At 69.8% G+C, this 18,800-nt stretch carries 21 protein-coding genes; 11 read left to right on the top strand and 10 right to left on the bottom strand.

Features of this window, described 5'->3' with window-relative positions:
- Positions 1-23: 23 nt before the first annotated feature.
- Positions 24-1,313, bottom strand: coding sequence for an amidohydrolase (locus tag ACWFR4_RS19750; protein WP_453653618.1), 1,290 nt, complete (start codon positions 1,311-1,313; stop codon positions 24-26).
- Between the two features lie 122 nt (positions 1,314-1,435).
- Between ACWFR4_RS19750 and ACWFR4_RS19755 the strand changes: the two genes are divergently transcribed.
- The 3 genes from ACWFR4_RS19755 to ACWFR4_RS19765 all read left to right on the top strand — a co-directional run bounded on the left by ACWFR4_RS19755 (position 1,436) and on the right by ACWFR4_RS19765 (position 4,257).
- Positions 1,436-2,485: an Lrp/AsnC family transcriptional regulator gene (locus tag ACWFR4_RS19755; protein WP_453653620.1), complete on the top strand. Its 1,050-nt coding sequence runs from the start codon at positions 1,436-1,438 to the stop codon at positions 2,483-2,485.
- A 56-nt stretch (positions 2,486-2,541) separates the two neighbouring features.
- Positions 2,542-3,306 carry a type 1 glutamine amidotransferase gene (locus ACWFR4_RS19760; protein WP_453653622.1) on the top strand — a complete coding sequence of 255 codons (765 nt, stop codon included), beginning with the start codon at positions 2,542-2,544 and terminating at the stop codon, positions 3,304-3,306.
- A gap of 162 nt (positions 3,307-3,468) precedes the next feature.
- Positions 3,469-4,257: an oxidoreductase gene (locus ACWFR4_RS19765; RefSeq protein ID WP_453469245.1), complete on the top strand. Its 789-nt coding sequence runs from the start codon at positions 3,469-3,471 to the stop codon at positions 4,255-4,257.
- A 50-nt stretch (positions 4,258-4,307) separates the two neighbouring features.
- Here the strand turns inward: ACWFR4_RS19765 and ACWFR4_RS19770 are convergent, their stop codons facing one another.
- Positions 4,308-5,795, bottom strand: coding sequence for a hypothetical protein (locus ACWFR4_RS19770; protein ID WP_453653739.1), 1,488 nt, complete (start codon positions 5,793-5,795; stop codon positions 4,308-4,310).
- 165 nt (positions 5,796-5,960) lie between these two features.
- Between ACWFR4_RS19770 and ACWFR4_RS19775 the strand changes: the two genes are divergently transcribed.
- Positions 5,961-6,554: a DinB family protein gene (locus tag ACWFR4_RS19775; protein WP_453653624.1), complete on the top strand. Its 594-nt coding sequence runs from the start codon at positions 5,961-5,963 to the stop codon at positions 6,552-6,554.
- A gap of 46 nt (positions 6,555-6,600) precedes the next feature.
- On the opposite strand, the gene ACWFR4_RS19780 is transcribed toward ACWFR4_RS19775, so the two are convergent.
- The 3 genes from ACWFR4_RS19780 to ACWFR4_RS19790 form a co-directional block, all read right to left on the bottom strand.
- Complete coding sequence (locus ACWFR4_RS19780; protein ID WP_453653626.1) at positions 6,601-7,380, bottom strand: SDR family NAD(P)-dependent oxidoreductase; 780 nt, start codon at positions 7,378-7,380, stop codon at positions 6,601-6,603.
- Positions 7,381-7,389: 9 nt separating this feature from the next.
- Positions 7,390-7,992 carry a chloramphenicol phosphotransferase CPT gene (gene cpt / locus ACWFR4_RS19785; protein WP_453653628.1) on the bottom strand — a complete coding sequence of 201 codons (603 nt, stop codon included), beginning with the start codon at positions 7,990-7,992 and terminating at the stop codon, positions 7,390-7,392.
- 128 nt (positions 7,993-8,120) lie between these two features.
- Positions 8,121-8,603: a carboxymuconolactone decarboxylase family protein gene (locus tag ACWFR4_RS19790; RefSeq protein WP_382509081.1), complete on the bottom strand. Its 483-nt coding sequence runs from the start codon at positions 8,601-8,603 to the stop codon at positions 8,121-8,123.
- 122 nt (positions 8,604-8,725) lie between these two features.
- On the opposite strand from ACWFR4_RS19790, the gene ACWFR4_RS19795 reads away from it, so the two are divergent.
- The 3 genes from ACWFR4_RS19795 (at position 8,726) to ACWFR4_RS19805 (ending at position 11,313) form a co-directional block, all read left to right on the top strand.
- The gene (locus ACWFR4_RS19795) at positions 8,726-9,715 is read left to right on the top strand and encodes a pirin family protein (protein WP_453653630.1); all 990 of its coding nucleotides are present in this window, start codon (positions 8,726-8,728) and stop codon (positions 9,713-9,715) included.
- A 19-nt stretch (positions 9,716-9,734) separates the two neighbouring features.
- Entirely contained in the window at positions 9,735-10,073 is a 339-nt protein-coding gene (locus tag ACWFR4_RS19800) for a GNAT family N-acetyltransferase (protein WP_383993218.1), read from the top strand.
- Between the two features lie 145 nt (positions 10,074-10,218).
- On the top strand, positions 10,219-11,313 hold the full coding sequence (locus tag ACWFR4_RS19805; RefSeq protein WP_453653632.1) for a protein phosphatase 2C domain-containing protein: 1,095 nt from the start codon (positions 10,219-10,221) through the stop codon (positions 11,311-11,313).
- Here ACWFR4_RS19805 and ACWFR4_RS19810 read toward each other — a convergent pair.
- The gene (locus ACWFR4_RS19810) at positions 11,294-11,485 is read right to left on the bottom strand and encodes a hypothetical protein (RefSeq protein WP_453468581.1); all 192 of its coding nucleotides are present in this window, start codon (positions 11,483-11,485) and stop codon (positions 11,294-11,296) included. The two genes, ACWFR4_RS19805 and ACWFR4_RS19810, sit on opposite strands and share 20 nt — an antisense overlap.
- 201 nt (positions 11,486-11,686) lie before the next feature.
- On the opposite strand from ACWFR4_RS19810, the gene ACWFR4_RS19815 reads away from it, so the two are divergent.
- The gene (locus tag ACWFR4_RS19815; protein WP_453653634.1) at positions 11,687-12,328 is read left to right on the top strand and encodes a DUF4232 domain-containing protein; all 642 of its coding nucleotides are present in this window, start codon (positions 11,687-11,689) and stop codon (positions 12,326-12,328) included.
- Positions 12,329-12,349: 21 nt separating this feature from the next.
- On the opposite strand, the gene ACWFR4_RS19820 is transcribed toward ACWFR4_RS19815, so the two are convergent.
- Entirely contained in the window at positions 12,350-12,574 is a 225-nt protein-coding gene (locus tag ACWFR4_RS19820; protein WP_453653636.1) for a helix-turn-helix domain-containing protein, read from the bottom strand.
- On the opposite strand from ACWFR4_RS19820, the gene ACWFR4_RS19825 reads away from it, so the two are divergent.
- From ACWFR4_RS19825 to ACWFR4_RS19835, 3 genes are read left to right on the top strand one after another with little or no spacing between them, the layout of a single operon-like run.
- Entirely contained in the window at positions 12,527-12,832 is a 306-nt protein-coding gene (locus tag ACWFR4_RS19825; RefSeq protein WP_453653638.1) for a DUF3556 domain-containing protein, read from the top strand. The two genes, ACWFR4_RS19820 and ACWFR4_RS19825, sit on opposite strands and share 48 nt — an antisense overlap.
- 55 nt (positions 12,833-12,887) lie before the next feature.
- A complete protein-coding gene (locus tag ACWFR4_RS19830; RefSeq protein ID WP_453653745.1) occupies positions 12,888-13,025 on the top strand; it encodes a hypothetical protein in 138 nt (45 codons plus the stop codon).
- On the top strand, positions 13,022-14,449 hold the full coding sequence (locus ACWFR4_RS19835; protein ID WP_453653640.1) for a phytoene desaturase family protein: 1,428 nt from the start codon (positions 13,022-13,024) through the stop codon (positions 14,447-14,449). The genes ACWFR4_RS19830 and ACWFR4_RS19835 overlap by 4 nt, the downstream gene beginning before the upstream one ends.
- Before the next feature lie 125 nt (positions 14,450-14,574).
- Here the strand turns inward: ACWFR4_RS19835 and ACWFR4_RS19840 are convergent, their stop codons facing one another.
- The 3 genes from ACWFR4_RS19840 to cydB form a co-directional block, all read right to left on the bottom strand.
- Complete coding sequence (locus ACWFR4_RS19840; protein ID WP_453653641.1) at positions 14,575-16,908, bottom strand: FdhF/YdeP family oxidoreductase; 2,334 nt, start codon at positions 16,906-16,908, stop codon at positions 14,575-14,577.
- A 44-nt stretch (positions 16,909-16,952) separates the two neighbouring features.
- The gene (locus tag ACWFR4_RS19845) at positions 16,953-17,636 is read right to left on the bottom strand and encodes a hypothetical protein (protein ID WP_453653643.1); all 684 of its coding nucleotides are present in this window, start codon (positions 17,634-17,636) and stop codon (positions 16,953-16,955) included.
- 150 nt (positions 17,637-17,786) lie between these two features.
- Positions 17,787-18,788: a cytochrome d ubiquinol oxidase subunit II gene (gene cydB, locus ACWFR4_RS19850; protein ID WP_453469071.1), complete on the bottom strand. Its 1,002-nt coding sequence runs from the start codon at positions 18,786-18,788 to the stop codon at positions 17,787-17,789.
- Positions 18,789-18,800: the final 12 nt, after the last annotated feature.

An 18,800-nucleotide genomic window follows, 5' to 3' on the forward strand; every position in this document is an offset into this window, starting at 1 on the left:
TCGGCCCGGGACCGGCACCAGGTTCACATCGAGTCGAGCCACTCCGCGGCGGCGTCGAGCAGATGCGTGACCCCGTTGCGCAGCGCTGGATCCGCCACCGGTGCGAAGAACGGGGAGTGGTTGCCGTGCACGGTGGACGGCTGCTCGCCTGCCGGATCGGCGCCCTCCCAGCCGCTGGGCTCCGTACCGCCGAAGAACCAGAAGACGGACGGGCAATCGGCCGCGGTGGCGAGCAGGCCGAAGTCCTCGCTGCCTGACAGCGGGGAGCGCATGGTGTGCACCTCGGCGCCGCCCGCTGCAATCGCCTGGACGGTGCGTTGCGTTGCTTCGGCCGAATTGACCGTCAGGGGAAAGGAGTTGAGCTCGCTGAACTCCGGTGGGCGAGGCGCGCCGGAGGTCGCCGCCTCGCCTTCGACCGTTCGGCGCACCGCGGCGAGCACCCGTTCCCGCACGGCGGCGTCGAACGTCCTGATATTGATCTTGAGTTCGGCCTCCTCGGGGATGATGTTCTCCTTGGTGCCCGCCCGCAGCGAGCCCACCGTGACGACCGCCGACTCCGTCGGCGAGACCTCGCGGGCCACAATCCCCTGCAACCGCATGACCGTCGCCGCCGCCATGACCACGGGGTCGACCGTGGTGTGCGGAGCCGAACCGTGCCCGCCCCGTCCGAGCAGACGTGCCCTGAGACTGTCCGCCGCGGCCATCAGCACACCGGCGCGCGTCGCCACCGAACCCAGGGGAAGCGGCCCCACATGCTGGCCGAGCACCACGTCGGGGCGCGGGAACCGCTCCAGGAGACCGTCGGCCAGCATGGCCCTGGCCCCGGCGGCTGTCTCCTCGCCGGGCTGGAAGATCGCCAGCAGCGTGCCGTGCCAGAGTTCCCGGTGCGCCGCGAGCTGGGCGGTGGCACCGAGCAGAGCCGCCGTGTGCAGGTCGTGGCCGCAGGCGTGCATGAGCGGAACCGGCTCGCCGTCCGGCGACAGCGCGGTATCCGTGGACGCGTAGTCGAGTCCCGTCGCCTCGCGTACGGGGAGCCCGTCCATGTCGGCCCGGAGCGCGACCACCGGTCCTTCGCCGTTGCGCAGCAGCCCGACCACTCCCGTGCCGCCGACGCCCTCGGTGACATGCCAGCCCTGCCCGCGCAGCTCCGCGGCGACGATCCCGGCCGTACGGTGCTCCTCCATGGACAGCTCGGGATGGGAGTGCAGATCGCGGTAGAGCAGGCCGAGGCCGGGCAGCCGGGCGTCGAGGCCGTCCCGCAGGGCAACACCCTCGCGCGGCGCGGCAGCGGTCAGCGATCCGTCGGTCTCCATGTCAGTCCTCCCAGGTCTCCGGCGGGGTCGGGGGTCGACACCGGGGCCGAAGTGAGTCCAGGATGGGGATCGTTGATCACTTGCCCGTGATAACGCAGGAATTCGACGGAGATCCATGAGTCATGCCCGCTAGCAGCCCACAAGCTTCGCCCGGACACCGGGATGCGGCGGCCGGTTCGCTTCAGGAGTCGGACCTGGCGTTGATCGAGGCTCTCCAGCACAGCCCGCGCGCGCCCTGGTCACAGATCGGGCCCGCGCTCGGCGTGGACGCCACCTCCGCGGCCCGGCGCTGGCACCGGCTGGTCGGCCAGGGGCTCGCTTGGCTGACGGCCTACCCGTCCGCGAGCATGACGAGCTTCGCCTACGTCGACGTACGCTGCCGGCCGAACACCGTCGACGAAGTGACACGCCACCTGTGCGCGCTGCCCCAAGTCCTCAGCGTCGAGGAGGTCACGGGTGACTTCGATCTGTTCCTGACCGTGGCCGCCCCGACGCCGGCCGCACTCGCCGCGCTCGTACGCCGGGATCTGGCCACAGCGCCCGGCGTGGAGGCGACGGCCATCCACCTCGGCCTGCGCCTCTACCAAGAGGGGAGCGGCTGGCGCATGCGCGCCCTGGACCGGCAGCAACGCTCGCTGCTGGTGCCCCAGCAGCAACCTCCGCGCCGCTCCCCGACCGGGGCCACCGCCGACGCGGCACTCATCGCCGCCCTCGGCCGGGACGGGCGGCGAAGCCACCAGGAACTGGCCCGGGACCTGGGCGTCAGCGAGGCGACGGTGCGCCGCAGGCTCCAGCGGCTGATGGAGACGCGGTCGGTCCACTTCCGCTGCGACTTCGCCCAGGGCGCCGCCGGCTGGCCGCTCACCGCCACCTACCGCATCGACCTCCCCGCCGACCGGCTGACCGCGGCAGCACGAACGCTCGGCCTCATGCCCGAGGTCCGGCTGTGCAGCGCCGTGAGCGGGACAGCAGACTTCCTGGTCATCGCCTGGCTGCGCACGACGGAAGACGTCACGGGCTTCGAGGCCCACATGTGTGAGCAGCTACCGGATCTGCGTGTGCTCGACCGCACGGTCACGCTCATCACTGCCAAGCGCATGGGCCGACTCCTCGACCCTCACGGCCGTGCGGTCGATCACGTCCCATGGGACGACCTGTCCACCACTCTCTGAGGGAAGGCGGTGCTGTGTTTCCTGCATCAGGATGTACGGATCGAGGAGGGGCGGCGGTGAGCGCTGCGCGGGTGCTCGTCGTCGAGCACGAGGACGGTACGGGTCCGGCCCAGGTCGGTGAACGCCTCGCAGTACAAGGGCTGTTGACAGACATGCGCCGCCCCTGGGCGGGAGACGCACTGCCCCGAAATCTGGATGACCACGACGCGCTGCTCGTCCTCGGCGGTTCGATGGGCCCGCACGACGATGAACGCGCGCCCTGGCTGCCTGCCGTACGTGAACTGCTGCGCCAGGCCGTGGCTCGCGACCTGCCCACGCTGGCTATCTGCCTGGGCATGGAACTGCTGACTGTGGCGTGCGGCGGCGAAGTCCGGCGCGCCGCGCTCCCCGAGGTCGGCCTCTGCGAACTCACACCACTTCAGGAGGCCGTGGAGGACCGGCTGTTCGGGCCCCTCACGAATGCGGGTGGACGGTTGCGCGCGGTGCAATGGCACTGGGAGGAAACCGGCATTCTCCCCGACGGAGCAGTTCCGCTCGTCACCGGCGAACGCTGCGCCCACCAGTCCTACCGGATCGGCACATCGGTCTGGGGAGTGCAGTTCCACCCCGAGGTCCTGGCGGACGACATCCGTACCTGGGGAACGTCGGACGTCGGCCCGCTGCACGCCCTCGGACTCGAACCCACCGGTGTGGTGGCCGAGGTGGCTCGGGCGGAGACAGAGTTGCGCGCGCTGTGGGGTGCGTTCGCCGATCAGTGGGCCGCGATGGTGACCGATCCTGCTACGGCCGTGCCGGCCGGACCGACGCCTGGGCAGCGATGACGTTCCCGCCGTTGGACGGTGATGGTGAGGCCGCCCTGCCCCCCATTCGGCCCCACACGGCGTTGCCGCGCGTCGCGCCGCGTGCGCTGCCGGAATCCGTATCGTGGAACGCCGTCCCGTTCGTGCGGTGGTCGGTCGCTGCTCGGCGCAGAAAGGCGTGTCATGGAACTGAAGCTGCAGGGCAGAACCGCGGTGGTGACCGGTGCGAGCAAGGGCATCGGCCTGGCCGTCACCAAGGCGCTGGTGGCGGAAGGGGTCCGTGTGACGGCCGGGGCGCGCCACATGGGCGGTGAACTGGCCGACCTCGCCCGGACAGGGTCCGTACAGGCCGTCGAGGTGGACCTGGGGACTCCTGAAGGGCCCGCCGCGCTCGTCGAGGCGGCGGCTTCCGCCTTCGGGCCGCCCGACATCCTGGTCAACAACGTAGGTGCCGTCCGGCCACGCACCGAGGGGTTCGCGTCCGTCACCGACCAGGACTGGACGACCACCCTGGACATCAATTTCCTCGCCTCCGTGCGCGCCACCCGCGAGGTCCTGCCGCTGATGCTCCAGCACGCCGCCGGGTCGATCATCACGGTGGCGTCCGTCAACGCGCGCCTGCCCGACCCGCTCGTGATCGACTACTCCGCGGCGAAGGCGGCACTGCTGAGCTTCAGCAAGTCGCTGTCCAAGGAGCTGGGACCGCGCGGCATCCGCGTCAACACGGTCAGTCCGGGTCCGGTCGCCACGGATCTGTGGCTGGGGAAGGACGGTGTGGCGGCAACTGTCGGTCAGGCCGGTGGACTTGAGGCGGACGCGGTCGTCGAACACGTCGCGCGGGATGCCGCGACCGGCCGCTTCACCCGCCCCCAGGAGGTCGCCGACCTCGTACTGCTCCTGGCCTCCGACCGAACCGCCAACGTGACCGGCTCCGATTTCGTGATCGACGGGGGCCTGATCACCACGGTGTGAGGCAATCCGGTGCATCGGGCCCTGGTTCGTCAAGGCCGACGCCGACGGTCTCAGGGGGCGATTCCCACGCCGTCGATCCGGCTCCAGGTCCTCTCCTGGGTGGCGGTCATGGCCGGCCAACGCAGGCCACCCGGACGGGGGTTCACCCGTGACGCGTAGGGACTGGGGGAGAAGCCCGGGTCGTAGAAGCAGCCGGTGCCGTACCTGTGGTCGAAGGCGGAGCACGAGGCCGCGATCGCATGCGGTGTCGGCTTCTTCCCGGTCCGTACCCAGGCGTCCAGTGCGGAGATGGAGTTGGCGTACTCGGAGTTGCTCAGCTCGCTGTGTTCGCTCTCCCGCGTGAACGTCTGCACCAAGTGCCCTTCCCTGTGAGCGCCTTGGAGACCGGCCCGGTAAGCGGCCTCGTGCTCGACGAAGGCGGTGGGGTCGTCGATCGCGTGCATGGTGAGGACGGGGATGGTCACCTTGCCGGTGAGGTCGCTGTCGTAGGAGAGGTCGCGTACGGCGCTCGGGTCGGCGGAGAAGCGCTCGACGCCGGCGTTGAGCGCCCGGTCGTCGTGGGAACCGGAGTACCGCACGCCCTGGTTGCTGAAGGGATTGCGGCCGCCGAGCCGGCTGTGCACGATGTCGCGGAACGTGAACGTCGCGAACCGCAGGTGTGACTCGAGAGTGCGCTCGGGGATCTTCGTGACCGCGAGGATGTCGTCGAGGTTGCGCTGCTGCGCCGCGGTCCGCTCCTTGGGCTCGGAGGCGTACCCGGTGCATTCCTGAAGGCGCGCCCGCAACCCCGTGGCCGTCATGGTCGAGTCGGCGCGCAGCCCTTCCCACAGCGGGTACTGAGGCTCGCTGGGCCGGGGATGATTGCGGCAGTAGTACTGATAGACCACGCGCAGGTCGACCCGGTAGTCGTATCCGCGTGAACCGCCGCCGAGAACGCCGCTGGTGAGCAGGGCTCCGTCGTACGGGCCGTGCTTCGCCGCGCCGTAGGTCTCGACGACCTTGGCGGCGACATCGCCGCCCCAGGACTGGCCGTGCACGTAGGTCCGCCTCGGCTTGCCGAACTCGGTCACGAACAGGCGCCGCAGATTCTCGGTGTCGGCGGCGGCCATCCGCGTCCCGTAGCCACCACGGCGATACGACGAGCCGGCCCAGGCGTAACCCTCGTCCACCATCACCGCCCAGCGGTTCAGGTCGTCGACGCTGCGGTCGGGGTCGGACCCCGCGCCGAGGTCGGGGCCGCCGTGGGCGTGCACCACGAGCGAGCCGTTCCACGTCTTCGGGACGGCGATCGCGTAGTAGGCGCCGTTCGAGTCCTGCCCGGCGTAACAGGTGGCCTTCCCGGTCAGGTTCGCGGGACAGGCGGTGGACGCCGGCCCACTCCCTGCCGCGGCCGACGAAGCGGAAGTCGTCGAACCTGAAGCCGGCAAGGGAAGTGCGCAGGCGACGAGACCCGCGATACCGGCAACCATCGCCGCGCGTCGGTGATGCCGACGGGTCCCGGACCTCCTGCGGAAACCCGATGCGATGCGTCTGGCCATACCCATGGGCCTGCTCCTCGTCCTCCGGCGCGCACCGTTGCGCGGCGGGGGAGATGCTAGGCAGGGCGGAGCCGAAATCCCATGACGTGATCAGTAGCGTTCATATTGTTCGCTGACGGAGGCTGAACGCCCGAACAGCGCTCGCGTGGGCGGCAGACTGGTCCCATGACCGCTTCGGATCCGAAAGCTGACCTTCACTTCTATCTGCAGTCCGCCCGCGACGCCCTGTTGTGGAAGCTCGACGGGCTCTCCGAGTACGACGTCCGGCGCCCGCTGACGCCGACCGGCACGAACCTGCTCGGTCTGGTGAAGCACGTGGCAAGCGTGGAGTTGGGATATCTCGGCGACACCTTCGGCCGGCCGTCCGGTGAGCCGTTGCCCTGGGTGGACGAGGGCGCCGAGCCCAACGCGGACATGTGGGTCACCGTCGACGAGTCGCGTGAGTTCATCGTGGAGCTGTACCGGCGGGCGTGGGCACATGCCGACGCGACGATCGACACGCTGCCACTGGACACCGTCGGCAAGGTGCCGTGGTGGCCCAGCGGCAGGGACGAGGTGACGCTGAATCATGCCGTCGTACGCGTCATTGCCGATACGCACCGCCACGCCGGGCACGCCGACATCGTCCGGGAACTCGTGGACGGCGCCGTGGGGATGAACAAGGACAACGACAGCATGCCGTCCGACGACCCGGCGTGGTGGGAAGACCATCGCGGCCGACTGGAACGTGCGGCGCGGGAAGCCGACCGTGATGCGTAGGCACGGTCGGCTTGATCTGTACGGCAATTGAGCCCGCACGCCGCCGTCAGTGAACCGAGAATCCGCCGTCGACGAAGATTGCCTGACCGGTGACATAGGCGGACGCGCGGCCGGCCAGGAACACCGCCGCTCCGGCGAAGTCCTCGGCCAGGCCGTTGCGCCCGACCATCGTGCGTGCGGCCAGCGCGGCCACCTTCTCCGGGTCGGACGACAGACGCGCATTGAGCGGCGTCATGACGAAGCCCGGCACGAGGGTATTGCAGGTGACGCCGTGGGGCGACCACGCCTCGGCCTGCGAGCGGGCCAGCGCCTCCAGGGCGCCTTTGGAGACCCCGTAGGCTCCGCTCTGGACGAACGCCCGGTGCGCCTGCTGGGAGCTGATGTGGATGATCCGTCCGAAGCCCCGCTCGGCCATGCCGGGTCCGAACCGCCGGCCCAGGAGATGGGGCGCCTCCAGGTTCACCGCCATGGTGGTGTCCCACACCTCGTCGCCGAGCTCACTCATCGGCGGCCGCAGGTTGATCCCGGCGCTGTTGACCAGGATGTCGGGCTCGCCGAACACCCCGGCCGCCTGCTCCGCCGCCGCGCGCACCCCGTCACGGGTGCTCAGGTCCGCACTCACCCAGGCTGCCCGGCAACCGTCCGCCGTCAACTCGTCCACAGTGGCTGCGAGTTCCGTCTCCTTGCGTGCCACGATCACCACGCTCGCCCCCGCGCGGGCGAGCGCCCCGGCGATGGCCTTGCCGATGCCGGAGCTGCCGCCGGTCACCACGGCGGTCCGGCCGTCGAGTGAGAACAGTTCGGAGAGGTAGTTCTGCGAGGTCATGATCGCACCCTAGACGGCGCCTGCACGGGGACCGTGTTCGGGCCGTCCCACAGAAGATTCGGGCCGTCCCACAGAGGATGACGTGACCTGGGCGGCGATGGTCCGCGCGCACTGCAGGGACTCCGTGTGGGTGGTGTCCACCTCCAGGTCATAGGCAACGTCCCGGTGGACCGTCTCCGCTTGCGATGCGGCCATTCCCCGGGCCCGGTCCCCGCGGACGATCTCGCGGCCTGCGGCGACGGCGCTGTCGCATCTGACCCCCACCCACAGCACGTCCAACGCGCCGAGAGCCTTCTGCCACCGCTGTTGGGACTCGGTTCCGCCGAGGAAGACGTCATCGATGATGATCCGGGCGCCCGCACCGGCCGTCGCGGCGACCCCCTGCATCCAGGCCGCCTCCAGCTCCCGGAAGACCGATCCGACATCGACTCCGCCGTCTTCGGCGATTTCGATCCCGTCGCCCGACTCCCGTATGGACGCGGGCATCGCCTCGATCAGCGAGTCGATCCCGAAGGCGAGCCACGGATCCGGCAGCACCGCCTGCAGACACCGGGCGATCCCGGACTTGCCCGAACTGGACCCACCGTTCAACACGATCACCTGAGTCGTCACCGGGTCAGGGTAGATGCACCCACCACGGCGCCCGAAGCGAATTTCGGCGGGCCCTGCTCCTGACGGCTGCCACTGGACCGAGGTCCACGTCTGCCCGGATCCACCGGGCGGCAATGCCTGAGATCACGTCAACTGTCCGCATGCACCGGGTGTTTGCTCAGGATCGAGACGCGGTTGAATGCGTTGATCGTTATCGCGACCCAGATCACGGCGGAGATCTGGTCCTCGGTGAGTGCGGCCCGGGCGGCGGTGTAGGCGGATTCCTGCGCGGTGGCGTCGGCGGGCTCCGTCGTCGCCTCGGCGAGTCCCAGCGCCGCTCGTTCCGTGGGGCTGAAAAGTTCCGTGTCCCGCCAGGCCGGCAGCACGCCCAGCCGCTGTGTCGTCTCGCCGGCGCGCAGGGCCGCCCGCGTGTGTACGTGGAGGCAGTAGGCGCAGCCGTTGATCTGCGACACGCGGAGGTTGACCAGTTCCACCAGCGTGCGGTCGAGGCCCGCGTCCGTGGCCGCCGCGCGCACCGCCTCCGACGTCTGTACCAGCGCGTGGTACGCCTTGGGACTCTGCTTGTCGATGAAGATCCGCCTGGGTGCGGATCCCGCCGCCGGTCGGTTCAACGTGGACTCCTCCGGGCCGCTCGCGGCGCCCTTGCTCCGATGTGTACGTGGGGCCGTTTCGTGTTCTAAGATCGACCAAGTTGTTGAACATAAAACTATCATGGTTGGAGGAGGTGACCGCGATGAGTGACGCGGAAGCTGATCACGCCGGAGGGCGTGGCGGATCCGGGGCGGCAGGCGAACGGCCGGCCACGGGTCCACGGATCGACGTGCTCGCCCCGCGCGATGTCCCGCTCGGCGGGCCGCGGGCGATGACCGTGCGACGTACGCTCCCGCAGCGATCCCGGACCCTCATCGGTGCCTGGTGTTTCGCCGACCACTACGGCCCCGACGATGTCGGCCGCTCGGGCGGCATGGATGTCGCACCGCATCCCCATACCGGACTGCAGACGGTGAGCTGGCTGTTCAGCGGGGAGATCGAGCACCGCGACAGCCTCGGCAGCCACGCCTACGTACGGCCCGGCGAGCTCAACCTCATGACGGGCGGCCACGGCATCAGCCACACCGAGGTCTCCACCCCACGCACCAAGACCCTGCACGGCGTCCAGCTGTGGGTGGCGCTGCCCGAGGAACACCGGCGCACCGGGCGGGACTTCCAGCACCATGTGCCCAAGCCGGTGCGAATGGAGGGCGCCGAGATCAGGGTCTTCCTGGGTGCTCTCGCCGGCTCCGCCTCTCCCGTGCCGACCTTCACGCCCCTGCTCGGCGCCGAGATCACGCTCGCGCCGCGTGCGTCGCTCATGCTTGCCGTGGACGCCGACTTCGAGCACGGTCTACTCGTGGACCATGGGGACGTCCGGGTGGCCGACACCCTGCTGCGCCCCGCGGACCTGGGATATGTCCACCCCGGCGTCGACGCCCTGTCCCTCGTCAACGAGTCGGACGAGACGGCTCGGACAGTCCTCCTCGGTGGACCGCCGTTCGAGGAGGAAATCGTGATGTGGTGGAACTTCATCGGCCGCAGCCACGCGGACATCGTCCGGGCGCGAGAGGAATGGGAGAGCGCCTCGGAGCGTTTCGGCGCAGTCGAGGGCTACCCCGGAGACCGTCTCCCCGCTCCCGCTCTGCCTCATGCCACCATCGCGCCGCGCAAGAACCCTCCGCGTCGCTGACCCCTTCGAAAGGAACCCGATGACCCAGCCTTCCCCCGTTCCCTCCGTCGAGCGGAACGACGAGCGGCATCGCTACGAGATACGGGTCGACGGCGTACGTGCCGGCCTGACCGCCTTCCGCGACCACGGCGTGCAACGCGTCTTCTTCCACACGGAAGTCGGCGAGGCGTATGCCGGACAGGGCCTGGCCGGCCGGCTTGTCCGGGAGGCACTCACCGACGTGCGCAAGCTCGGGAAGAGGATCGTCCCCGTCTGCCCCTACGTGGCCAAGTTCCTCAAGAGCCATGAGGAGTTCGCCGACATCACCGACCCGGTCACCCCCGACGTCCTGCAGTGGCTGGAGGCCGAACTGGCCTGATCCGCCAGGTCGGAAGTGCCCCGACGCAACCAACTCCGGGTTGCTCCGACAGGGCAAGGAACGGGCGCGGTTGACCTTCACCTTGGGGGAGGCCGCAGCATCGGTGGGGCCGGGCGACGTGCTCGGCATGAGGAGGAGGGCGAGCATGGGGCTGCTGACCATCGGCGCGTTCGCGAAGGCGTCCCGGCTGTCGCCGAAGGCGCTTCGTCTGTATGACGAGCTCGGCCTGCTGAACCCCGCTCGTGTCGACCCGGTGACCGGCTACCGGCTCTACGCACCGGACCAACTCGACCAGGCCCGACTCGTCGCCTGGCTCCGGCGTCTGGGAATGCCCCTGACCCGTATCCAGCACGTCAGCACGCTGGACGCGGCCGGGGCGGCGCAGGAGATCCGCGCGTTCTGGGCCCAGGTCGAAGCCGACACCGCCGCACGGCGGGACCTGGCCACCTTCCTCATCGACCATCTGTCCTGGAAGGACCCCGCCATGTCCCCGACCGTCAAGCCCCTGGGAATCCGTTACGCCGCACTGTCCGACACGGGCCTCGTCCGTGAGAGCAACCAGGACACCGCCTACGCCGGGTCCCGCGTGCTCGCCGTCGCCGATGGCTACGGCAGCGGTGGAGCCACCGCAAGCGCCGCGGCTGTCGACGTACTCAAGCGCTTCGAAACCGACAGCGTCCCCGCAGGCGATCTCCTCAACGTCCTCGAAGACGCCATCGAAGAAGCCAAGCGAGCCGTGCACGGCGTTCCTTCGGCCGGATCCTCGTCCGAGGAGGCCTCACAAGCTGAGGTCGGCACGACACTGACCGCGATGCTCTGGACCGGCGCGCAGCTGGCCCTCGTGCACATCGGTGACTCCCGCGTCTATCTCCTGCGCGCTGGAGAGCTGTTCCAGATCACGCACGATCACACGCTCGTCCAGTCGATGGTCGACGAAGGGCGCATCAGCCCCGAAGAGGCCCTCTGCCACCCCCAGCGGTCGCTGCTGACGCGGGCCCTTGGGCAAGGAGCAGACGAGACCCCGGACATGCGCCTGCAGGATGCGCGGCACGGAGACCGGTATCTGCTCTGCTCCGACGGACTGTCGACCGTCGTGCCGGGCGAAGACATCCTGCGCGTGCTCGTCGAGACCAGGGAGCCCGACGAGACGGTCCGCGCTCTCGTGGCCCTCGCCAACGGCATCGGCGGTCCCGACAACGTCGGCTGCGTGGTCGCGGACGTCATGGAGCTCCAGCAGTGAGCGACGAGCTGCTCGACAGGATCGCGTCCCGGTCCTCGAGGTCGTCTCTGCCGGCCATGTCCTCACCGACCTGACGCTCGCGCCGATGACTCCCGTACGCGACCTGCTCACGGATGCGGGCGGGCTCGACGAGGCCGCCCTGGAGGAGGCCAGGCCCACTGTCCGCCCGCATGCGTCTGTAACAGGCATGTATTAGAGGGTGGTTGAGCGGAACGGTCCCCGCGCCGCCAGGGTCTCAATGATCAGCAAGTGATCAACTAGTGATCGGCAACCGATCTTCAACCGATCTTCAACCGATCGGCGAGCGATCAGCAAGCGATCAGTACGGCTCGCTCGAGAAGAGTGAGCGGACACACCCTGAAAGGGACCCCCCATGCGCGTCCAGAAGTTCTCCCTCCTCGCCGTCGCCGTCGCCGCGGGCCTCTCGCTCACCGCCTGCCAGAGCGGCGACGACTCCTCGGCCGGGTCGGACGACTCCTCCTCTTCCGCCCAGAGCTCGGGTTCGCAGAGCTCCGGTTCCCAGGACTCCGGCGGCAGCAGCGCGTCCACCGGCAAGGGCACGGACACGGCGGGATCCGACGCGAGCGCCGGGGGCTCCTCCGGCGCGGCTTCAGGTACGGGTACAGGTGCCTGCCAGACCTCCCAGCTCGCCTTCAGCAGCTCCGGCGGGATGGCCGAGGGCACACTCATCGTGAACCTCAAGAACACCGGTTCCGTCACCTGCACCCTCAAGGGATTCCCCGGAGCCGACCTCAAGGGCAAGGACGGCACCGTCAGCGCCGAGCGCAGCAAGCTCGCCCCGCCGATCGTCAGCGTCAAGGCGGGCGAGGAGACGCGCTTCACGCTGCACTACCCTTCGAACGACTCCGGCGGCTCCGGCGTGACCTTCACCAGCCTCGTCGTCACCCCGCCCAACGAGACGCACTCCCACACCCTGCCCGTCAGCATCAACGTTCCCGTCTCCGACGGCTCCGGCCCTGCCATCACGGTCGACCCCGTCGGCACCGGCAAGTGAGCGGGCGGCGCGGGGGATCCGTCACGTAAGGGCCGCGCTGCCCGGCCAGTGCGCGGTGAGCAGCGTGGCGCGGACGTCGAAGTCGTCGTCGAGGCTGTGGGCGCCGTGCGGCAGCAGCGCAGTCGCCTGCTGCCCCCGGTACTGGACGGAGTTGCGGTGCAGGTTCATCGCCTGTGCCGCGGCCGCGTAGGTGCGGTGGTGGGTGAGGAACGCCCGTGGCGTCTCGCGCAGGGTGGCTGCGCGCACCCGGCCCGTGCCGGCTCACCCAGCGTCGTCGCCACGAAGTCGCGCACGGCCGGAACGTCTCCGGCCGTCGGGCGGCAGGTCGTCGAGACGGGCGAAGGCCGCGGCGGGTTCGCGATCGGCTGGAACTTCGGGGAGGGCCACCTCCACGACGAGCAGCCGCTGCGTGCCGTACAGGCCCGCTGCGGCTTCGCGCCCCGGGGAGGTCCGCGTCATCCGTCTGGAGAGTCGGCCCGTCCACCGGCAGACTCAGACGTATGAGGTTCACGACGCCGCCCTCGGCCCGCTGGAACGCGGTCACGTCGAGGTGCACGACATGGTGACCCGGCAGCCCTGGCCCACCGACGGCCCGGACCACCCGGTCTACGAGGTGCGGTCACTGCACCCGCTGCGGCCGGTGCCCGACGAGGACGGCTCCGTCGAGGGGCTGTCGCCCATGGACACGGCGTCATGACGTCCGCCGTCATCGTCGGCGGCGGGCCCAACGGGCTCGCCGCCGCGGCCCTGCTCGCGAAGACGGGCCTCGAGGTCACACTCCTCGAAGCCGCGGACGAGGTCGGCGGCGGCACCCGCAGCCACGAGGCCATTCTTCCCGGCCTCCTGCACGACCGCTGCTCGGCCATCCACCCCATGGCCGTCACCTCGCCGGCGCTTCGCTCACTGGACCTCGAACAGCACGGTCTGCGCTGGAAGTCGGCGGACATCGACTGCGTGCACCCGCTGGACGACGGCAGCGCGGGGGTACTGATGCGGTCCGTCGAGGGCACCGCCCGCATGCTCGGCGCCGACGCCGGACGGTATCGGGCACTCTTCGAAACGCCGGTACGCCACTGGGACGCGCTCGCCCAGGACGTCATGCGCCCCCTGCTGCGCGTCCCGACGCACCCGCTGCTGCTCGCCCGCTTCGGCCTGCCGACCACCCTGCCCGCCACCGTCCTCGCACGCCTCTTCAGAACCCCCCAGGCACAAGCCCTGTGGGCCGGCGTCGCGGCGCACGCGCTCCGCCCGCTGACCCACCCGTTCAGCTCGGCGATCGGCCTGGGCATCCTCACCGCCGGTCACGCCGCCGGATGGGCCGTCGCCGAGGGCGGGTCACAGTCCATCGCCCGCAGCCTCGAGGACGTACTGGGCGAGCACGGCGGCACGATCCACACCGGCGTGCGCATCACCCACTCCTCGCAGATCCCGCCCGCCGATGTGACCCTCCTCGACCTCGCCCCCGACCAGATCGCCCGCATCTACGGCGACCGGCTTCCCGCCCGCGTGCGATCCGCCTACCGGCACTTCCGCCGTGGCCCCGGCGCCTTCAAGATCGACCTGGCCGTCGAAGGCGGCGTGCCCTGGACGAACCCGGAGGCACGACGCTCCGGCACCGTCCACCTCGGCGGGCCGCTCGCCGACGTGGCACGTGGGGAGCGGGACGTCGTGGCCGGACGGATGCCCGAGCGCCCCTTCGTCCTGGTCGGCCAGCAGTACCTGGCCGACCCCTCCCGCTCGGTCGGCGACGTACACCCTGTCTGGGCCTACGCCCACGTCCCGTACGGCTACGACGCGGACGCCACCGAGGGGATCCTCCGCCAGATCGAGCGATTCGCCCCCGGCGTACGTGAACGCATCGTGGGCCGGCACGTCACCCGGCCCGCCGACTTCGCCGCGGCCAACCCCAACTTCGTCGGGGGCGACATCCTCACGGGAGCCAAGACGGTCCCGCACCTCCTCCTGGGCCCGCGCCCGGCTCTCGACCCCTACGGCACCGGTCTGCCCGGCGTGTTCATCTGCTCCGCCGCCACCCCGCCCGGCCCCGGCGCACACGGCATGTGCGGCGCCGGCGCGGCGAGGTCCGCGTTGCGGCACCTCGGAATCCGACAAGCCGTCTGACGCAGCGTCACGGGGTGAGGGCCGACGGATTCTGCTCCCGTCGGCCCTGACCGCTGCTGCCGAACGCGGCGGAGCCCCGGCCGGTCGTCAGCCCGGCCGAGGCCCCGCCTGCGTGCGTCTCCCGCTCAGGCGGCCGCTTCGATGGTCACCTTGACGTGCTTCATGATCGGCTGGTCGCTCTGCGTGCTGTAGTCGACGAGTGCGCAGAGCACGTTCATCTCGGGCATGTACCCGGCCGCGCAGCCGCGCGGGATGTCGTACGGGATGGCGAGATAGCCGTTGAGGTAGCGGTGGCTGCCGTCCCTGGCGGTGCTGGTGATGTCGACGGGGTCGAACTCGGAGATGCCGCGCTCGCGCATGTCGTCCTTGTTCATGAAGACGAGTTCGCGCAGGTTCTTGATGCCGCGGTAGCGGTCGTTGTCCGAGTAGATGGTGGTGTTCCACTGGTCGTGGGAGCGCATGGTGCCCAGTGCCAGCGTGCCGGGCGCCGGTACGACGTCGGGCAGGGCGGCGTCGGAGAACTCCGCGCCACCGGACGGGGTGAGGAAGACCAGTTCGCGGGCGGGCTGCTTGAGGCGGAAGCCCAGGGGCAGGCGCACGCGGCGGTTGAAGTCCTCGAACCCGTCGAGGGCCTGGGACATGGTGTCGCGGATCCGGTCGTAGTCCTCGATGTACCACTCCCACGGCGTGGGGCTGGCGGGCAGGGCCGCGCGGGCCATGCCGGCGACGATCGCGGGCTCGGACAGCAGGTGCGGCGACGCGGGGCGCTTCATGCCGACGGACATGTGCACCATGCTCATCGAGTCCTCGACGGACGTGCTCTGGACGCCCTTGCGCTGGTGGTCCTTCTCGGTGCGGCCGAGGCACGGCAGGATCAGCGCCTGGCGGCCGTGCACGAGGTGGCTGCGGTTGAGCTTGGTGCTCACCTGGACCGTCAGGTCGCAGTTGCGCAGGGCCTCGTACGTGATCGGCGAATCAGGTGCGGCGAGCGCGAAGTTGCCGCCCATGCCGACGAAGACCTTCACATCACCCCGGCGCATGGCCTGGATCGTGCCGATGGTGTCCAGGCCGTGCTCACGCGGCGGGTCGATCTTGCAGTACTCGGCGAGGCGGTCGAGGAACGCGTCGTCGGGTCGGTGATCGATGCCGCAGGTGCGGTTCCCCTGGACGTTGCTGTGACCGCGGACAGGGGAGGGGCCCGCTCCTTCGCGTCCCAGATTGCCGCGCAGCAGAAGGAGGTTGATGATCTCGCGGACGGTGTCGACGCCGTGCTCGTGCTGGGTCACGCCCAGGCACCAGCAGATGATGCTGCGGTCGGCATCGCAGTACACGCGCGCCGCTTTGAGGATGTCGTCGCGGCTGACCCCGGACTGCTTCTCCAGCTCCTCCCAGGACGTGCTCTCGCACAACTCCCGGTACGCGTCGAAGCCGGTGGTGTGGCGGTCGATGAACTCCTGGTCCAGCGCCTTGGGATCCAGCTTGGCTTCCTCCAGCACCGCCTTGGCCATGCCGCGCAGGAGCGCCAGGTCGCCGCCGATCCGCGGCTGGAGGTTCAGGGTGCTGGTCCTGGTGGTCTTGAACAGCGCCATGTCCATGAAGTCGTGCGGGACGATGGTGCGTGTGGCGGCCGCTTCGACGAGCGGGTTGATGTGCACGATCTGCGCGCCGCGGTGGTACGCCTCGGCGAGCGCGGTGAGCATCCTGGGCGCGTTGGAGGCGGCGTTGACCCCCATGATGAACAGCGCGTCGGCGCTCTCCCAGTCCTTGAGGTCGACGGTTCCCTTGCCGGTTCCCAGCGACGCCTGCATGGCACGGCCGCTGGCCTCGTGGCACATGTTGGAGCAGTCGGGCAGGTTGTTCGTGCCCAGCTCACGGGCCATCAACTGGTAGAGGAACGTGGCCTCGTTGCCGAGTCTGCCGGACGTGTAGAAGGAGGCCTGGTTCGGATTCTCAAGACCACGCAGTGTGCTGCCGACGAGCTCGAACGCGTCCTTCCAGCTGATCGGGACGTAGTGGTCCGTATCGGGGTCGTAGACCATCGGCTCGGTCAGCCGGCCCTGGTCCTCCAGCTTGAATTCGCTCCACTCGAACAGCTCGGTGACCGTGTGGGCGGCGAAGAACTCGGGTTCGACGCGCTTGCGTGTCATCTCCCATGTGACGTGCTTGATGCCGTTCTCGCAGATGTCGAGCTTGAGGCCCTTGGTGTCGTCCGGCCACGCGCACCCGGGACAGTCGAAGCCCGTGTTCTCGTGGTTCATCTTCATGATCGCGCGTGGGCCGTCCACCAGCTCACGCTCGCGCACGAGGAACTGGGTCACGCTCTTCGCGGCACCCCAGCCGGCGGCCGGGTGGTGGTAAGGGTGATACTCCGGATCCTCCTTGGGGATCGGCCCCACCCTGGGTTCCAGCTCTTCCGGCGCCTCACTGTCGATGCTCAAGACACTCAACCCTTCGACCATACGATTACGGGCATAAGGCCGACAAAACGCTACTTCCAGTCAGGCTATGCCGGTTGATCAATGGGCGCCACCGGCCCGGAGGCACCGTCGCCCGCGGCAACCAGGGCGCCCGCCTGCCGCTCGCGCAGGCACAAGTCACGGAGCCGTCCGCCCTGCCGGTCGACCAGGGTCGTACGGCCCTCGGTGACGGCGAGCAGATCGGCGGTCAGGGCGTCGGCGGTGGGCAGGTCGAGGTGTTCGGCGGGCTCGTCCATGATCAGTACGGGGAAGTCCGCGAGCACCTCGTCCAGCCGGGCCCGCGCCACGCGCGCACGCTCCCGGAACTGCGCGGCCGTTGGCATGCCCGCGACGGCTTCGAAGGCGGCGAGGGGGGTGAGCACGACGACGGCCAGGCACACGCCCGGGAGCGCGCCGCCGGCCACGCCCTGGATGCCCAGCGCGGCGGAGCCGGTGACGGTCAGCCCGGTGATCAGGGGGATCAGGCCCGCCGAGAGCGCGGCGGCGGCCGCCGAGCGGGTGGCGAGACCGGTCAGGCGCACGTCGGCGGCGCGAACCATGGCCAGACGGGTCGGCAGGGCACCGGCGACGATCAGCCCGGCCGTTGCGGTGAAGGTGTCGACGACGCACGTCGCCAGCTCTCCGCGGGCCGGGGACTGCTGCCGTTCCACCCGGCCGGAGATCCTGCTCGCCAGCGCGGGCACCACGGCTCCGGCCAGCAGCAGTCCCACGGCGAGCACCGCACCGGCCGCCGGGAGGAAGGCGCGAGGGCGGCGGAAGCCCCGAGCGAGACGACCGCCGCGACGGCCGCAGGGAGCCGGCGAGGAAGGCGCGGGTGGTGCGGGCGTACGCCGGCAGCCGGGGGTCGACAGGCCGCATGGTCAGTGGCCCGCCGGAATGTGCTGGACGCCGATCCGCCGGCGGAAGACCCAGTACGTCCAGCTCTGGTAGATCAGCACGATCGGCGTGAACACCGCCGCGACGATCGTCATCACCTTCAGCGTGTACGACGACGAAGCGGCGTTGGAGACGGTCAGCGACCAGCCGGGGTCGAGCGTCGACGGCATGACGTCCGGATACAGGGCCAGGAACAGGGTCGCGAACACCGCCACGACGGTCAGCCCCGACAGTGTGAACGCCCAGCCGTCACGGCCGAGCCGGGTCATGACGAGCGCCCCGACCAGGGCCACGAACGTCACGATCATCACGCCCAGACTCCGGCCGTTGCCCGAGTCCACCTGCGTCCAGATCAGGAAGGCGATCAGCAACAGACCTGCCACGACGCCCAGTTGGGTCGCCCGGGTCCTGGCTCGGTCACGGATCTCGCCGAGCGTCTTCAGCGCCGCGAACACCGCGCCGTGGCAGACGAACAGCACCAGCGTCATGAAGCCGCCGAGGATCGCGTAACCGTTGAACAGATCCCCGAGGCCGCCCACGTACGACTTGTCCGCGTCGATCGCGAGGCCGCGGACCATGTTCGCGAAGATCACGCCCCAGAGGAACGGGGGCAGCAGGGACGTCCAGAACGTGGCCTCCTCCCAGTTGCGCTGCCAGCGCGCACCGGACTGCTTGGCCCGGTATTCGAAGGCCACGCCCCGGACGATCAGGCAGAACAGGATGATCAGCAAGGGAATGTAGAAGCCGCTGAACATGGTGGCGTACCAGTCCGGGAAGGCCGCGAAGGTCGCACCGGCGGCCGTGATCAGCCAGACCTCGTTGCCGTCCCACACCGGGCCGATGGTGTTGATGAGGACCCGGCGCTCGGTGCTGTTGCGGGCCAGCAGCTTGGTGAGGACACCGACGCCGAAGTCGAAGCCCTCGAGGAAGAAGTAGCCGATCCACAGGACGGCGATCAGGATGAACCAGAGATCGTGGAGGTGCATGACGATCCGTCC

This window comes from Streptomyces sp. NPDC055140, from assembly GCF_053607285.1.

Coding starts and splice junctions, on each gene's coding strand:
- ACWFR4_RS19835 (WP_453653640.1), top strand. CDS start 13,022: ATGACGTCCGCCGTCATCGTCGGCGGCGGGCCCAACGGGCTCGCCGCC.
- ACWFR4_RS19815 (WP_453653634.1), top strand. CDS start 11,687: ATGCGCGTCCAGAAGTTCTCCCTCCTCGCCGTCGCCGTCGCCGCGGGC.
- ACWFR4_RS19805 (WP_453653632.1), top strand. CDS start 10,219: ATGGGGCTGCTGACCATCGGCGCGTTCGCGAAGGCGTCCCGGCTGTCG.
- cydB (WP_453469071.1), bottom strand. CDS start 18,788: ATGCACCTCCACGATCTCTGGTTCATCCTGATCGCCGTCCTGTGGATC.
- ACWFR4_RS19750 (WP_453653618.1), bottom strand. CDS start 1,313: ATGGAGACCGACGGATCGCTGACCGCTGCCGCGCCGCGCGAGGGTGTT.
- ACWFR4_RS19780 (WP_453653626.1), bottom strand. CDS start 7,380: ATGACCTCGCAGAACTACCTCTCCGAACTGTTCTCACTCGACGGCCGG.
- ACWFR4_RS19840 (WP_453653641.1), bottom strand. CDS start 16,908: ATGGTCGAAGGGTTGAGTGTCTTGAGCATCGACAGTGAGGCGCCGGAA.
- ACWFR4_RS19795 (WP_453653630.1), top strand. CDS start 8,726: ATGAGTGACGCGGAAGCTGATCACGCCGGAGGGCGTGGCGGATCCGGG.
- ACWFR4_RS19810 (WP_453468581.1), bottom strand. CDS start 11,485: ATGCGGGCGGACAGTGGGCCTGGCCTCCTCCAGGGCGGCCTCGTCGAG.
- ACWFR4_RS19775 (WP_453653624.1), top strand. CDS start 5,961: ATGACCGCTTCGGATCCGAAAGCTGACCTTCACTTCTATCTGCAGTCC.
- ACWFR4_RS19830 (WP_453653745.1), top strand. CDS start 12,888: ATGGTGACCCGGCAGCCCTGGCCCACCGACGGCCCGGACCACCCGGTC.
- ACWFR4_RS19765 (WP_453469245.1), top strand. CDS start 3,469: ATGGAACTGAAGCTGCAGGGCAGAACCGCGGTGGTGACCGGTGCGAGC.
- ACWFR4_RS19770 (WP_453653739.1), bottom strand. CDS start 5,795: ATGGCCAGACGCATCGCATCGGGTTTCCGCAGGAGGTCCGGGACCCGT.
- ACWFR4_RS19800 (WP_383993218.1), top strand. CDS start 9,735: ATGACCCAGCCTTCCCCCGTTCCCTCCGTCGAGCGGAACGACGAGCGG.
- ACWFR4_RS19755 (WP_453653620.1), top strand. CDS start 1,436: ATGCCCGCTAGCAGCCCACAAGCTTCGCCCGGACACCGGGATGCGGCG.